The sequence below is a fragment of the Flexivirga sp. genome, assembly GCF_051955415.1.
In the GTDB taxonomy this organism is placed as follows: domain Bacteria; phylum Actinomycetota; class Actinomycetes; order Actinomycetales; family Dermatophilaceae; genus Flexivirga.
The window spans coordinates 1-14,423 of record NZ_JBQCGS010000012.1; the positions used below are offsets into that span (position 1 = coordinate 1).

Consider the following 14,423-nt stretch of genomic DNA (forward strand, 5'->3'; position numbering starts at 1 on the left):
GCGCGACGGGGCGGGGTTGTGCTTGGGGGCGCGCGCACCGAACCGGGGGTAGCCGCGGTTGGGGGGGAGGGGGTCGTGGGCGCGCGGCTGGTTGGTGGGGGGGCGGCGCCCCACCTCGGCCAGCGACTCCTCGGAGATCTCCACGAGGGCGCCGCGCCGGGCGACGGCGACCACATCGCCGATGGAGAGGGCGCCGACTCCGAGAACAACAGTTTCGCTCATGTGACCCATTGCATACCCGCCGCCGCGGCACGGACAGCACCTGGCGCGGCTTAGTGTCTCGGATCTGAGACACTGCACGGTATGGCGAACGCCCCCGCGGCGGCCTCGGCCGTCGCCCTGTTGCAGCTGTTGGCCCGGCACGCCGAACCGATGCCGGCCGCCGCGATCGCACGTCAGCTGGGGCTGCCCCGGTCCTCGACCTACCACCTGCTGGCGGTGCTGTCCGATGCCGGCTTCGTGACCCACTTGTCCGACGACCGGCGGTGGGGTCTGGGCGTCGCGGCGTTCGAGTTGGGCACGGCATACGTGCGGCAGGCGCCGCTGCAACGGATCGCCCGGCCGGTGCTCGCCCGGCTCGTCGAGGGCACCACGCACAACGCCCACCTGGCCGTGTTGCACGGCCGCGATGTCTTCTACGTGATCGAGGAGCGCGCCCCGCGACGACCGTCCCTGGTCACCGATGTCGGCGTGCGGCTGCCGGCCGCGGTGACCGCGTCCGGGCTGGCCATGCTGGCTGCGCTGCCCGGCCCGCAGGTGCGTGCGCTCTACCCCGACCGTGGCTCGTTCGTGCAACGCAACGGCCTCGGCCCGACCTCGCTGACGGCGCGGAACTCGGAGCTGGCGCAAGTTCGCCGGCGCGGGTATGCCGTCGAGACCGGCTCCGTGTCAGTGGGTTTCGCGTCAGTGGCGGTTGCCGCACTGGACCACAACGGGGGTCCTGCCGCTGGGATCGCGGTGACTTACCCCGCGGAGGACCCACCCGCCGCCGGCCCGCTGGTCGCGGCCGTGCGGTCGGCCGCCGCCGATCTCAGCCGACGGCTCGGGCACCGCCCACCCCCGCAACCGCGCGCCGCCGAGTGACGGTCTGGTGGCTCGGATGTGGGGTGTTCATGCGGCGGCTCGATCACGGAGCAGCCGGAGCGTCCCACGGGCCGCGCGGGGGCCGGCGCGGGGGGCGCCCCGGGTGGCGGCGCGCGGCCCGGACACCCCCCCCCACAACCCCGGCGCCGGCACCCGCGACCCGGCGTCGTCCGCGACGAGCAGGCCGCCGCCGGGCTCGCGCAGCCGCAGTGGCGTCAGATGCCCGAGGGAGGCCCGGAAGCCGGTCGCCCACAGGATCACGTCGACGTCCTCGTGGCTTCCGTCGGTGAAGTCGACGCCGCGCTCGGTCAGTCGGGCGATCGGCCCGCGGCTCACGAGCGTCCCGCGGGCGATGCCGGCGTCATACTCGGGCCGGCGCAGCAACCCGGTGTGGGAGACCACCGAACCGGCCGGCAGACCGGCCCGCGTCTTGCTCGCGACGCGTCGTTCCACCTCGGCGCCCCAGCGCGGCCCGACGGTCCGGTCGACCCACTGCGGCGGGCGCCGGGTGGACCAGACCGTGGAGACGTCATACCGCTCGAGCAGCAGGAGGAACTGCACGGCCGAGGCGCCGCCGCCGACGACCAGCACCCGCCGGCCGCGGAAGTCCTCCGGTGCCCGGAAGTCCCTCGTGGTCAGCTGCGCGCCGGCGAAGTGACCCGGGTAGCGCGGCACATACGGCCGGTCCCACGTGCCGGTGGCGCTGATCACCGCATCGGCGAGATAGTCCCGACGCCGGCCGTCGTGCGCCGCATGCACCAGCAGCGGACCGTGGCCCGAGTCCTCGACCGCCGTCACCCGCCACGGCCGTTGCACCTGCAGTGCCTCGTGCCGCTCGTACGCGCCGTAATACCGCCTGACCACCTCGCGGGCGGGCTCGGCCGGGTCCGGCTCGCCCAGCGGGAAGTCCGGCAGGTCGTGTATGCCGTGGGCGTCGCCCAGCGTCAGGGCGTCCCACCGGTGGCTCCAGGCGCCGCCGGGTGTGGGGTTGGCGTCGAGCACCTCGAAGTCGGCGCGGGGTTCGAGTCCACCCCTACGAAGGAAGTGTGCCGCCGACAGGCCGGCCTGTCCGGCGCCGACGACCACGACGTCACGTCGCAGGACCGGCACAGTGCAGGGCGTCATACACATTCGAACGGCCCGCGGACAGACAGCATTCCGTGCCCACAGTGGTCGTGACGATCCTGCGAACCGGCGACTGACCCACCCACCGGTCATCGGCCGGTGCAGAACCGACCGAGTGGGTATGTGCCCCAGGTGCCGGCGACCGCGACGCCGTGGTCGCCGCGCCTGACCAGGCACGACACCGGATCGGAGAGACAGATGACTGACCGTCCAAGCACCGGCTCCACCACCGGGTGGGGCGCCCACGCACCCAGCGACCGCGACACCCTGTCGGTGGGCAGCAACGGTCCCCTGCTGCTGCACGACGTGCACTTCCTGGAGCAGATGGCGCACTTCAACCGGGAGAAGGTGCCCGAGCGCCAGCCGCACGCCAAGGGAGCGGGCGCCTTCGGTGTGCTGGAGGTGACCGAGGACGTCTCGGCGTTCACCAAGGCCGCCGTCTTCGCCAAGGGCGCACGCACCGACATGCTGATCCGGTTCTCGACCGTCGCCGGTGAGATGGGCAGCCCCGACACCTGGCGGGACGTGCGCGGCTTCTCGATGAAGTTCTACACCTCGGAGGGCAACTACGACATCGTCGGCAACAACACCCCGGTGTTCTTCCTGCGCGACCCGATGAAGTTCCCGCACTTCATCCGCAGCCAGAAGCGGCTGCCCGACTCCGGGCTGCGCGACAACAACATGCAGTGGGACTTCTGGACGCTCAACCCGCAGTCCGCTCACCAGGTCACCTATGTGATGGGGCAGCGCGGACTGCCGCGCACCTGGCGGCACATGAACGGCTACGGGTCGCACACGTTCATGTGGATCAACGCCGGCGGGGAGAAGTTCTGGGTGAAGTACCACTTCCACACCGACCAGGGCATGGAGTTCTTCAGTAACGACGAGGCCGCCGCCGTCGCCGGTTCGGACGCCGATTTCCATCGGCGCGACCTGTTCGAGGCGATCGCACGCGGTGACCACCCGAGCTGGCGCGTCTCGGTGCAGGTCATGCCGTATGCCGAGGCGGCCGACTACCGGTTCAACCCGTTCGATCTGACCAAGATCTGGTCCCACGCCGACTATCCGCTGATCCCGGTCGGTCGCTTCACACTGAACCGCAATCCGGACAACTTCTTCGGCCAGATCGAGCAGGCCGCGTTCTCGCCCGGCAACCTGGTGCCCGGCATCGGGCTCTCCCCCGACAAGATGCTGCTCGGCCGGGCGTTCGCCTACAACGACGCCCAGCGCAATCGGATCGGCACCAACTTTCACCAGCTGCCGGTCAACCGGCCGCGGACCGAGGTGGACAGTTACCTGTTCGACGGCCAGATGAACTACGACCAGCAGAGCAACGCCGCGGTCTACGCGCCGAACAGCACGGGACACGCTTGGTCGGACACGACCGGCCCCGCGGAGGACGGCTGGGAGACCGACACCGAGATGGTCCGCTCGGCATACCGGCTGCACGCCGAGGACGACGATTTCGGGCAGCCGGGCACGCTGGTGCGCGAGGTGATGGACGATGCCCAGCGCGAGGCGCTGGTCGAGCAGGTCAGTGGCTCGTTGCTCGGCGGGCTGACCGATGAGGTGCTGGATCGGGCGCTGGACTACTGGGCCGGCATCGACGGCGACGTCGGCAAGCGCATCGCCGCGAAGGTCCGCGGCGGCGACGGCGACGCGCCCGTCGAGGGCATGGGCGAGGGCTGAGTGGTCCCGTCGCCGGTCGTCGACCGCGCCGCGTACCGTCGGAACCATGCGTGCGATCACCCTGCCGAGCTTCGGCGACGAGTCCGTGCTGACCCTCTCCGACATACCCGCGCCCACGATCAGTGACGACGAGGTGCTCGTCGACGTGGCCGCTGCCGGCGTGAACAGAGCGGACCTGATGCAACGCCAGGGGCATTACCCGCCGCCCAAGGGTGAGTCCGAGATCCCTGGCCTCGAGGTCAGCGGCACGATCAGCGCCGTCGGCTCCGCGGTCACCGGCTGGTCGGTCGGCGACCGGGTCTGTGCCCTCCTGGCCGGCGGCGGGTATGCCGAGCAGGTCTCCGTGCCGGTCGGGCAGCTGCTGCCCGTCCCGGCGGACCTGGCCCTGGTCGAGGCGGCGGCATTGCCGGAGGTCGTGTGCACGGTGTGGTCCAACGTGTTCATGACCGCGCGCCTGCAACCGGGCGAGCTGTTGCTCGCGCACGGCGGCTCCAGCGGCATCGGGACGATGGCCATCCAGCTGGCCAAGGCGTTCGGCTCCCGGGTCGCGGTCACCGCGGGCTCGGCGCAGAAGCTGCAGCGCTGCGCTGAACTGGGCGCGGACATCCTGATCAACTACCGGGAACAGGACTTCGTCGAGCTCATGTCGGCCGAGGGCGGCGCCGACGTCATCCTCGACGTGGTCGGCGCGAAGTACCTCGCGCGCAACATCGAGGCGCTGGCGCCGGACGGCCGCCTGGACATCATCGGCATGCAGGGCGGCCGCACGGGCGAGCTCGATATCGCCGCCCTGCTGGCCAAGCGCGGATCGGTCATCGCCACCGGTCTGCGTGCGCGCGACCGTGCGGACAAGGCGCGGGTGGTCGCGAGCGTTCGCGAGCACGTCTGGCCCCTGATCGACAGCGGCGCCGTGCGCCCGGTCGTGCAGGAGACCATGCCGCTGGAGCGGGCCGCCGACGCACACCGGGCGCTCGCCGAGTCGCAACACATCGGCAAGCTGCTGCTCACCGCATGATCAGCCACGCAACGACCAGCCGAACCGGCCGCATTTGACAGGATGGACGGTATGACGCCTGACGAGCACAACCAGGACAGCCCGGAGGACCAGCAGCGGATCGTCGTCGTGACGCAGGACGGCATGGGTGTCGCAACGCCACCCAGTGGTGACGAGGCCGATGACGAGCAGACCGCATCGCCCGCGGAGGAGAACCCCGCGGATCTGGTCGAGCAGCCGGCGAAGGTCATGCGCATCGGCTCGATGATCAAGCAGTTGCTCGAAGAGGTCCGCAACGCGCCGTTGGACGAGGCGGGCAGGCGACGCCTGGCCGACATACATCACCGCTCCATCGGTGAGTTGAAGGAAGGCCTGGCGCCGGAGCTGGTCGAGGAGTTGGAGCGCATCGCGCTGCCCTTCACCGACGACGCGCCGAGCGACGCGGAACTGCGGATCGCCCAGGCGCAGCTGGTCGGCTGGCTCGAGGGGCTCTTCCACGGCATACAGACCGCGATCGTGGCGCAACAGATGGCGGCCCAAGCCCAGCTGCAGGCGATGCGGCGCGGCCTACCGCCCGGTCAGGGCACGCACCCGGGCCCCGCCGATGGACCGACGGGGCCAACGGGGCAGTACCTCTGAGCAGCTCCCCGCCGGCGGCACGTGCGCGGTGGGCGCACACGCCGGCCGGGCGGTCGTGGCTGACCGGTGCCGCCGTCTTCGTCGTGGTGCGCGCCATCGGCGCCGGGTGGCTGCAGTATGTCGGCAACCGCAACGGCAAATCCCTGCACGACATGCTCGCGGCCTGGGACGGGCAATGGATGCTGGCGCTCGCACACCACGGCTACAACGACCTGCCAGCGAACCTCACCGACGCTCACGGTGAGCAGACCGCCGACACCGCCTACGCCTTCTTTCCCGGCTACCCGATGTTCGTCCGGGCCGTCGACGCGTTTCCGGGCATCAGCACGTATGCCGCGGCCATCCTGACCAGCCTGGTCGCCGGAGCGGCCGCGACGGTGGCGGCATACCGGATCGGCCGATGGTGCGCACTGCGCCGGTGGCCCGCCGACGAGGCGCGCGGTGACCGGGCCGGGCAGATCATGGCGGTGCTCTTCGCCTCGACCCCGATGAGTGTCGTGCTCACGATGGCCTACACCGAGGCGATCTACTGCGCCTTCGCCGGCTGGGCGCTGTGGATGATCCTCGAAAAGCGTTGGCTGACAGCGGGACTGCTCACCGTGTGCGCGGGTCTGACGCGCACCACCGCGGTCGCGTTGATCGCGGTCCTGGTGATCGCCGCATTCGCGCACCGACGGGACGGCTGGCGGCCGTGGGTGGGCGCGGCGCTCGCACCCCTGGGCTGGCTGGGCTGGATGGTGTTCGTCGGCATCCGTGCCGGCTCACCGATGGGGTGGTTCCGGATCCAGAGCAACGGCTGGGGCACCCGGTTCGACGCCGGCGCTGCCACCGTGCGCTATCTGGTCGACACGTTGTCCACCAACCAGACGGCGGGCGACGTGGTCACGGCGTGGGTGATCGTGGCGACCGCGGTATTGATCGCCCTCGCCTTCGTCACCCGATTGCCTTGGCAGATCAGCGTTTACGGCACGCTGGCCGCAGCCACCGTGCTGCTGTCGACCGGGCTGATGAACTCCCGCGTCCGGCTGCTGCTGCCGGCCTTCGTGGTGCTCGTCCCGATCGCGCTGGCGCTCGCGCAACGGTCCCGCACCACCCAGATCACGGTCGGCGTCGCGACGACCCTGACCAGCGCGTGGTTCGGGGCATACATGCTCGGGATCTATCCCTACGCCATCTGAGCCGCCCTCACACGCGACGGGCGAGGTGCAGCGTGACGTCGGCGTGCACATCGACCGCGTCCGGCAACACGTCGCCAATGGCGGCGAAGGCGGCCGCCCGGTCCTCCTCGCTCAGCACGAGGTATGCCGACACGGTCGACAGGTAGCCGATCCAGTCGGCCCTGGCGAAGGTCAATCGTTGTTCCAGGACGGTCTCGCGCAGGTCAACGAACCGGGCATCACCCACGAGCTCCGTTGCCGGCCAATGCATTCCGTCCGTCGAGGTGTCGACCGGCTTACCCGTGCCGGCTCCGAGTTCCAGGGCTGACCGGATCGGACGCGCGGCATACTCCCGGACGAGGTGCACGATCTCGTCCGGGTACTCCGGTCGGTGCTTCTCGTATGCCGCGGCCGCCCGGCCGAAACTCCGCGACCGTTCCTTCGTCATACCGATGACTGTTCCAGCAGTCCCTCCCCTCGGCGCGCAGCCCCCCGGTGTGGCCGTCAGGTCGGACGGGGGGGGCGTGCCTCCGGCAGCGGCGATTCGTCCTGGTGCGGGTATTCCTCGTCGGGGTCGGCGTCGACCGGCATCGACTGCTCGATCAGATCCGCCTCGTCGGCGTCGGCAGGCGGGTGGTCGCCGGCCCGAGAAGCGCTCCGACGTGCGCGCAGATGCGTGCAGATGGCCCGCATCCGACGTTCCAGGCGCGCGGTTTCGGGGCTCGGGTGGTAGCGGGCCGCGGCGCGTGCGTTGTTGAGGCGGTCCTCGATCCGTGTGAGTTCGGCGACCAGCTCCCGGATCGTCAGCGAGCGCAGGTCCGCTCCGCCGAGCTGACCTTCGCTCGTGGGCGTATTGATGGGTGTGGACATGAGAGCACCTTGCTGCGGAGAACGGCGGTGGCCGGGCGAACTCGGACGACATGAACGAGAGGATGAGATGCGGGCCGTGACGCCCGTGCCGAGTCGCGCCCGGCCACCTGAACTACCCAAGGATCACTGTGTCGTCTCTACTCATTCGCCTCCTTCCGTCGCGGTCCGGGACTGCTCCGACGTGCTCGTCACCAGCTTCTGGCCACTGTCCTGGCCGTGCGCGACACGGATCTGCCGTGGCTTGGCACGCTCGTGCAACGGGATGGTCAGATTGAGCACACCGTTGTCGTAGCTGGCGGCGATCCGTTCGGTGTCGATGTCGTCGCCGAGGGTGATCTGGCGCCGGTAGACACCGGCGAAACGTTCGCTGGTCAGCCATCGCACGTCGTTCTCGGGCGGCGGCGTCCGATGCGCGGTCAGCGTGAGCACCCCTCGGTCGACATTGACGTCGATGCTGCCGGGGTCCATGCCGGGCAGGTCGGCGTGCAGCACGTAGTTCTCGTCCACGCGGTACAGGTCGATCGGCATGAACTGCGGGGACCGGGCCGAGCCGGCACGCATGCCCAGCAGATTGCGGGCGAGAGCATCGAAGTCAGAGAACGAGTCAGAGCGCATAGCAACCTCCCACAAGATCCAAGGTTGCCTACCGATCACCCGGAGGCAACCGACCACGAATTCCTACAGAGCAGAAATTAGCACTCTCTGCCCGAGAGTGCCAGATCAACGAGGGCACTTTTTTCGGGTCGTTTCGGCGTCCTGAACCGACCGGTCGGTCGGCCGGTCAGCCGAGCAGCGAGCCGAGCCGGGGCTCGCCGTGGGCCGCCCGCACGGCGTGCAGCACCCGTTCGGTCGACCGGTCGATGTCGGTCCAGTCGTCCAGCGCCAGCCATTCGTACGACGTAGCCTCGCTGCCCACGTCGACCGCCGGTTCGCTGTCGCACCGCACCCGGAAGAGGACGTCGATGTGCCGCAGCGTCGTCTCGAACGTGGTCGCGACGACGTCACCGGGGTCGATCCGCAGGCCCGTCTCCTCCATCACTTCACGCGTGACGCTCTGGGCCGGGTGTTCGCCCTTCTCCACCAGCCCACCGGGCAGGCTCAGGCCGCGCCGATGACTCTGCCGCAGGGCGAGCAGCCGGCCGTCATACTCGATGAGTGCCACCGCACCGACGGTGAAGGTCGGCGACACAAGCCGCACGAACGGCCAGGACAGCGTCGCCGGCGTCAGGCGGAAGATCCGTAGTGCCAGCCGCCGCAGCGGCCCGACCTCTGTCGACGGCATCAGCCGACCTGCGCGGCAGCGGCGCGGCCCGCCGAGCGACCGGAGAAGATGCACCCGCCGAGGAAGGTGCCCTCCAGCGAGTTGTAGCCGTGCACGCCGCCGCCGCCGAAGCCGGCCGCCTCGCCGGCGGCGAAGAGGCCCTCGATCGGTTCACCGGTGGGACCCAGCACCCGGGACTGCAGGTCGGTCTGCAAGCCTCCCAACGATTTCCGGGTCAGCACGTGCAACTTGACCCCGATCAGTGGACCTGCAGCCGGATCGAGGATCCGGTGCGGTTTGGCGACCCGGATCAGCCGGTCGCCGCGATAGCGCCGCGCGCCGTGTATGGCGGTCAACTGCGCATCCTTGGTGAACGGGTTCGCGACCTCCCGGTCACGCTCGACGATCTGTCGCTGCACCGTCGCAGCATCCAGCAGCGGCTCCGGTGTCAGCGCGTTCATCCGATCGACGAGCGTCGAGATGTCGTCCGCGACAACGAAATCCGTGCCGTTGCGCTTGAACGCCTCGACCGGTCCGGGTGCACCCTTGCGCACTCGGGACGCGAGCAACTTGAGGTCCTTGTTCGTAATGTCGGGGTTCTGCTCGGAGCCGGACAGCGCGAACTCCTTCTCGATGATCTTCTGCGTCACCACGAACCACGAGTGATCGTATGGCGCCAGCTCGGGCCGGGTCCGCAGGTAGCGCAGGGTGCCCAGCGTGTCGAAACCGGGCAGGTACGGGTGCGGCAGTCGCCGCCCCAACGCGTCGAACCACATCGGCGAGGGCCCGGGCAGGATGCGGATCGCGTGCTGCGGCCACACCGGAGCCCAGTTGCGGATGCCCTCGACGTAGTGCCACATCCGATCCCGGTTCACCGTGCGTGCGCCGGCCCGCTCCGCGATGTCGATCATCCGGCCGTCGACGTACGCGGGCACGCCGGTGATCATCTCCCGCGGGGCAGTGCCCAGCCGCTGCGGCCACCAGTTGCGCACCATCTCGTGGTTGCCGCCGATGCCGCCGCTGCTGACGATCACCGCCTGGGCGGTCAGCTCGAAGTCACCGACCTCATCGCGGGACGACTGCTCACCGCGAGCGGCGTTGTCATCTGCGAGGATCCGGCCACGCACCCCGGTGATCGCGGAGCCGGTGCGGACCAGTTCGTCGACCCGGTGACGATGCAGGAAGCGCACCTGACCGGTCTCGGCCGCGGCGAGGGCCGCGGCGACGAAGGGCTGCACCACTCCCGTCCCGGTGCCCCAGGTGATGTGGAACCGCGGCACCGAGTTGCCGTGTCCGTCGGCGCGCCCGTCCCCCCGTTCGGCCCAGCCGACGATCGCCAGCCAGCTCATCCCGCGCTCCTTGAGCCAGGACCGCTTCTCGCCGGCCGCGAACTCGACATACGCCCGCGCCCACGTGCTCGCCCAGCTGTCCTCGTCGTCCAGCCGATCGAAGGCGGCACTGCCCTGCCAGTCCTGCCAGGCGAGCTCGGCCGAGTCCTTGATGCCCATCCGGCGCTGTTCCGGGGAGTCGACGAAGAACAGGCCTCCGAAGGACCACCACGCCTGCCCGCCCAGGTTCGCGGCGTTCTCCTGCTCGACGACGACGACCTTCTTGCCGGCCGTGATCAGTTCGCCCGCCGCGACGAGGCCGGCCAGACCTGCTCCGACGATGATGACGTCAGCGTCCATGGTGCACCTTTCGAAGTCGCGAACCCTCAACCTACTAGCCGGTATCACCGGCCGGCGGCGACGACCCGCGCCCCGGGCCCTCCGCGTGCTGTTGACTGGTCGCATGGCCGCGGACGACTTCGACACCACCGTCGAGCAGCTGTATGGCGGCCCCGCCGAGGAGTTCATCGCCCGACGCGACGCCGCCACCAAGAGCGCACGTACCGCAGGGGACAAGGAATTGGCGAAGCGGATCAAGGCACTGCGCCGGCCGACGACCGCGGCCGAGCTCGTCAATCGGCTGCACCGCGACGACGGCGAGAGCCTGGAGGAGTTGCTCGATCTGGGCGAGAGGCTGCGCGAGGCGCAGTCGGCGCTCGATGCCAAGGCGATGAAATCGCTGAGCGGCGAACGCAATTCGCTGATCACGCGGTTGGTGAAACAGATCACCGACGCGGCGGACGAGCCGGTGTCGACGGCAGTGCGGGAGCAGTTGTCCGACACGTTCACCGCCGCTGTCGCCGACGCGGACGCGGCCCACGCAGTGTCCAGTGGCCGCTTGGTGACCGGTCTGCGATACAGCGGATTCGGTGAGGTGGATCTGCGCGACGCGGTCGCCACGCCACTGCGCAAGCCGGCGGCAGCGCAGTCAACCGACACCGCGGACACCGAGGCAACGGACACCGAGGCAACGGACACCGACGACACGGCTGCCGCGGCGGAGGCGGCCGAGCGCGAGCGCCGGGCCGCGCAGCACGCCCTCTCCGAGGCTCGGGACGCCCTGGCAGCGGCACGGCGCGCGGAACGAGCGGCGCTGGAGTCGGCCGATCTTGCGGACCGCGCACTCGCGGCGGCGCGTCGCACCGCGCAGAGCGCCCGATCTCGCGCGGAAGCGGCGACCGCCGCCCGCACGGACGCCGAGGAGGCGATGTCGACAGCCGAGAAGGCGGCAGCTGCCACCACGAGCGACGAGTGACTACTGGGTGGTGAGCACCTGCTGGCAGTAGGAACGCAGGCTCTCGGAGTCCTTGTTGTATGTCGTGGGGTCGACGGACTTGCCGGCGAAGCGGTTGGCGGCCATCGTCTCCAGGTCGTTCGCGACCGCCTTGACCCGGGAGGTGAAGCCCTTCTGCCCCGCCTTGTCCTCCAACGTGCGCAGCGCCGTGGCGGTGGACTTGAAGTTGCGGGCGGCGGCGTCCAGCTTGCTCTTGGACTGCGAGTCGACCGCGGTGTTCCACTGGCTGATCGCGGCGTTGCTCTTGCTGTTGGCTGTCTTGCATGCGCCGACCGGGTCGGTCTTGACCGCGGGCGTGCTGCTCGTGCTGGCCTTCGCGCTGCCGGATGCGGAGGCCTTGCCCGAGGCGGAGCCACCGGCCGAGGAGCTCGAGCTGCCGAGGGCCGAGCGGCTGGCCGTCGGGGAGCTGCTGGTGCTCGACGCGGTCGATGAAGAGGTGGTCGAGGAGGGGCTGCTCGACGCAGAACCGGCGGCGGAGGCGCCCGTGGAACCGCCACCGGAGCAGGCGCTCAGCGCGACGACACCGCAGGCGACCGCGGCGACCACACTCAGCCGGCGGGCATGGACGTGCGTAGTGCTCATTCGTCCAGAATGCCCGGGGCGCCGTCGACTCGCCAAATCGCGTGACACCCGTCACGCCCCGGCGGACACGGCTCCATGCAGGCCCGTCGTCGGGTGCGCGTCGACCCAGTCGAGCACCTCCTCGGCCACCCACTCGGGGTAGTCCAGCATGGGCGTGTGGCCCTTGTCGGCGCCCTCGACATACGTCCACTGCGGGTGCGCGGCGGCCAGTGCCCGTGCGGTCTTGACGTGCACCAGCCGGTCCTGGGCGCCGTGCAGGAGCAGCACCGGCTGCAGGATCCGGTACATGGTCCGGGTGAACCGGCCGCGCCGGAACAGTTGCCGCAGCACGGATTTGGTCGCCGCGAGGTATTGAGCGTCGGCGTTCTGGATGGTCTGCCGACGCTCGAGGGTGTCGTCGAGGTGCAGCCGGCGCAGCTCGGGGCTGATCCGGTCGAAGTTGCTGGTGACCAACCGCATGGTGAAGTCCACCTGCTCCTCCAACGCGACGCGTTTGCTCTGCCCGGCCAGCACCCGGGGCCCGACGAACGGCAGCGAGCTGATGCCGAACCCGGCCACGACCATCGGGTGTGGTCGAGCCGAAGGTGTCGGCGGTATGGCGGGATCGATCAGCACCGCACCGGCGACCGCGCGCGTGTCCAGTGCCGCCAGTTGTGCGGCGAGCAACCCGCCCATCGAGTTGCCGATCACCACGACCGGGCGATCGGGACTGGTGCTGTGCACGAAGCGTTGCAGCAGCGTCAGGTTGGCCGGCACCGTCGACTGCGCCGGCGTCGCCTGGGTCAGCCCGTGCCCGCCCAGGTCGAGCGCCACCACCCGGCCGCGTTGCGCCAGCAGCGGCATCACGTCGGCCCAGTTGGCCCAGGAGCCGCCGAGGCCGTGGACGAGGACGAAGCGGGGCCCGTCCGCCGGGCCGTGCCCGGTCACGTAGTGGACCCGCACCCCGTCGAGGTCGACATATCGCTCATCGGGGTGGCCCGGTCGCTTCGCAGTCGTCACGGTGGCCAACTTACGAGACGGAAGGTTGGTCCGGTCACCGCCATGTCACTCGTGGCACGCGGGGTCATCGCTCCTCGGGGCGATGACCGGCGCGCAGCACCAACTCCAGCTCGAACCGCCGGTCGGGGTCGTCCAGGTCGTCGGCGAAGACGTCGCGCAACTGGCTGAGCCGGTAGCCGACCGTCTGTGGATGCACGTGCAGTTCCTCGGCGATCCGGCCGCGCTCGCCGCGATGCTTGAGCCAGACGAGCAGTGTCTCGGCCAGGCGTTCGCGCTGCTCGGGCCGCAACTGTGCCATCGGCTCCAGGCATCGCGCGGCGAGGTCGGCCATCACCAGTGGATCGGCCTGCAGGGCGATGGCTGTCAGGTGGTCGTCCACCCAGCGCACGCCCGCATCGTCCTGTGCCAGCGCGGGGATGGTCGCGGCCACGGTCGCCGCCCGGTAGGACTCCTCGGCGCGCTCCCAGGTGCGCGCCGGGCCCACCCACGCCGGGCGGCCGCGCAGCATCGCGGTCAGCGCCTCTCGGTCGGCAGCCGTCTCCGGTGCCCGTAGGAGGATGACGACCTCGCCGGTGCGGCCGCTGATCAGCGCGTCGTCGCCCAGCGCGGCCCGCAGCCCCTCCCCGTGCTCGCTGGGCACGATCAGCGCGACCAGCCGGGCCGGGATGGTCCAGCCGGCCCGACCGGCCAGCCGCCGCGCCTCGACCTCGGGCAGCTTGCCGGCGAGCAGCCGGCGCAGCAGCGACTCGCGGCGCCGGTCGCGCTCACCGAGCTGGCGCGACTGCTCCTCGGTGAACCCCTCGATGCTGGCGGCGGAGATCTCGTCGATGTAGACGAAGATCGATTCGCCCAGTGGCAGCATCAGCCGCGGCTCCAGACCGACCCGGTCGGCGATCGCGGACACCGCGCGGAACGTCACGCGCGCGCCCAGCCGGTATGCCGACAGCAGCGCCTCCAGCGAACGCCCGGTGCGCGCCTCCCCCACCCCGATCTGCCGGTAGACCGAGCGGGTGGCGGGCATCAACGCGGGCTCGTCACGCCCGGGCAGGTCGATGAACAATCTGCCCAGCGCGATCTCCACACCCTGGCGGACCGCGGTGCCGAAATCGCCCTCCAGCGGACGGGAGTATTCGGGCACCTCCTGCGGGATGCGCGAGACGATCTCCTCCACCAGATCCGGCAGGGACCCCTTCAGCAACTCGCTGACATCGCGCGGCAGTGCCGCCCACGGCATCTCGGCGCCGATCAGCGCACTCCCAGCTGGACGTGCCGCGCTCGTCATACCGGCCCCTCCGGACGATTTTTGTGCTGCCGCGATAAATCGACGCTGCCCATTGTAGGC

15 protein-coding genes and 1 pseudogene are annotated in these 14,423 nt (G+C 70.3%); 6 read left to right on the forward strand and 10 right to left on the reverse strand.

The features are described from left to right. Nucleotides 1-222: pseudogene (locus tag ACTHL4_RS01590) on the reverse strand (histidine ammonia-lyase); the annotation flags it as partial. 81 nt (nucleotides 223-303) lie between these two features. Between ACTHL4_RS01590 and ACTHL4_RS01595 the strand changes: the two are divergent. Continuing rightward, nucleotides 304-1,083 (forward strand): IclR family transcriptional regulator, encoded by a 780-nt coding sequence (locus tag ACTHL4_RS01595; protein ID WP_440280977.1) that lies wholly within the window; start codon nucleotides 304-306, stop codon nucleotides 1,081-1,083. Between the two features lie 27 nt (nucleotides 1,084-1,110). Here the strand turns inward: ACTHL4_RS01595 and ACTHL4_RS01600 are convergent, their stop codons facing one another. After that, entirely contained in the window at nucleotides 1,111-2,208 is a 1,098-nt protein-coding gene (locus tag ACTHL4_RS01600; RefSeq protein ID WP_440280978.1) for a flavin-containing monooxygenase, read from the reverse strand. A gap of 198 nt (nucleotides 2,209-2,406) precedes the next feature. On the opposite strand from ACTHL4_RS01600, the gene ACTHL4_RS01605 reads away from it, so the two are divergent. The 4 genes from ACTHL4_RS01605 to ACTHL4_RS01620 all read left to right on the forward strand — a co-directional run bounded on the left by ACTHL4_RS01605 (nucleotide 2,407) and on the right by ACTHL4_RS01620 (nucleotide 6,708). Continuing rightward, entirely contained in the window at nucleotides 2,407-3,897 is a 1,491-nt protein-coding gene (locus ACTHL4_RS01605; protein ID WP_440280979.1) for a catalase, read from the forward strand. Nucleotides 3,898-3,943: 46 nt separating this feature from the next. Beyond that, nucleotides 3,944-4,912 (forward strand): NAD(P)H-quinone oxidoreductase, encoded by a 969-nt coding sequence (locus ACTHL4_RS01610; RefSeq protein WP_440280980.1) that lies wholly within the window; start codon nucleotides 3,944-3,946, stop codon nucleotides 4,910-4,912. A 51-nt stretch (nucleotides 4,913-4,963) separates the two neighbouring features. Next, nucleotides 4,964-5,530, forward strand: a complete 567-nt coding sequence (locus tag ACTHL4_RS01615; protein WP_440280981.1) for a bacterial proteasome activator family protein — start codon at nucleotides 4,964-4,966, stop codon at nucleotides 5,528-5,530. Nucleotides 5,531-5,613: 83 nt separating this feature from the next. Then, complete coding sequence (locus ACTHL4_RS01620; protein WP_440280982.1) at nucleotides 5,614-6,708, forward strand: hypothetical protein; 1,095 nt, start codon at nucleotides 5,614-5,616, stop codon at nucleotides 6,706-6,708. 7 nt (nucleotides 6,709-6,715) lie between these two features. Here ACTHL4_RS01620 and ACTHL4_RS01625 read toward each other — a convergent pair whose 3' ends face one another. From ACTHL4_RS01625 to ACTHL4_RS01645, 5 genes are all read right to left on the reverse strand, one after another. Continuing rightward, the gene (locus ACTHL4_RS01625) at nucleotides 6,716-7,135 is read right to left on the reverse strand and encodes a hypothetical protein (RefSeq protein WP_440280983.1); all 420 of its coding nucleotides are present in this window, start codon (nucleotides 7,133-7,135) and stop codon (nucleotides 6,716-6,718) included. Nucleotides 7,136-7,191: 56 nt separating this feature from the next. Further along, nucleotides 7,192-7,557: a hypothetical protein gene (locus ACTHL4_RS01630; RefSeq protein ID WP_440280984.1), complete on the reverse strand. Its 366-nt coding sequence runs from the start codon at nucleotides 7,555-7,557 to the stop codon at nucleotides 7,192-7,194. 141 nt (nucleotides 7,558-7,698) lie between these two features. Further along, nucleotides 7,699-8,172, reverse strand: a complete 474-nt coding sequence (locus tag ACTHL4_RS01635; RefSeq protein WP_440280985.1) for an Hsp20/alpha crystallin family protein — start codon at nucleotides 8,170-8,172, stop codon at nucleotides 7,699-7,701. Nucleotides 8,173-8,338: 166 nt separating this feature from the next. After that, the gene (locus ACTHL4_RS01640) at nucleotides 8,339-8,839 is read right to left on the reverse strand and encodes an NUDIX hydrolase (RefSeq protein WP_440280986.1); all 501 of its coding nucleotides are present in this window, start codon (nucleotides 8,837-8,839) and stop codon (nucleotides 8,339-8,341) included. After that, a complete protein-coding gene (locus tag ACTHL4_RS01645) occupies nucleotides 8,839-10,506 on the reverse strand; it encodes an FAD-binding dehydrogenase (protein ID WP_440280987.1) in 1,668 nt (555 codons plus the stop codon). The genes ACTHL4_RS01640 and ACTHL4_RS01645 overlap by 1 nt, the downstream gene beginning before the upstream one ends. Before the next feature lie 103 nt (nucleotides 10,507-10,609). Here ACTHL4_RS01645 and ACTHL4_RS01650 point away from each other — a divergent pair, with 103 nt between their 5' ends. After that, the gene (locus ACTHL4_RS01650; protein ID WP_440280988.1) at nucleotides 10,610-11,461 is read left to right on the forward strand and encodes a hypothetical protein; all 852 of its coding nucleotides are present in this window, start codon (nucleotides 10,610-10,612) and stop codon (nucleotides 11,459-11,461) included. Here the strand turns inward: ACTHL4_RS01650 and ACTHL4_RS01655 are convergent, their stop codons facing one another. The 3 genes from ACTHL4_RS01655 to ACTHL4_RS01665 form a co-directional block, all read right to left on the reverse strand. Continuing rightward, complete coding sequence (locus ACTHL4_RS01655) at nucleotides 11,462-12,082, reverse strand: hypothetical protein (RefSeq protein WP_440280989.1); 621 nt, start codon at nucleotides 12,080-12,082, stop codon at nucleotides 11,462-11,464. A gap of 51 nt (nucleotides 12,083-12,133) precedes the next feature. Further along, nucleotides 12,134-13,081 carry an alpha/beta fold hydrolase gene (locus ACTHL4_RS01660; protein WP_440280990.1) on the reverse strand — a complete coding sequence of 316 codons (948 nt, stop codon included), beginning with the start codon at nucleotides 13,079-13,081 and terminating at the stop codon, nucleotides 12,134-12,136. Nucleotides 13,082-13,145: 64 nt separating this feature from the next. After that, nucleotides 13,146-14,363 carry a PucR family transcriptional regulator gene (locus ACTHL4_RS01665; protein ID WP_440280991.1) on the reverse strand — a complete coding sequence of 406 codons (1,218 nt, stop codon included), beginning with the start codon at nucleotides 14,361-14,363 and terminating at the stop codon, nucleotides 13,146-13,148. Nucleotides 14,364-14,423 lie beyond the last annotated feature (60 nt).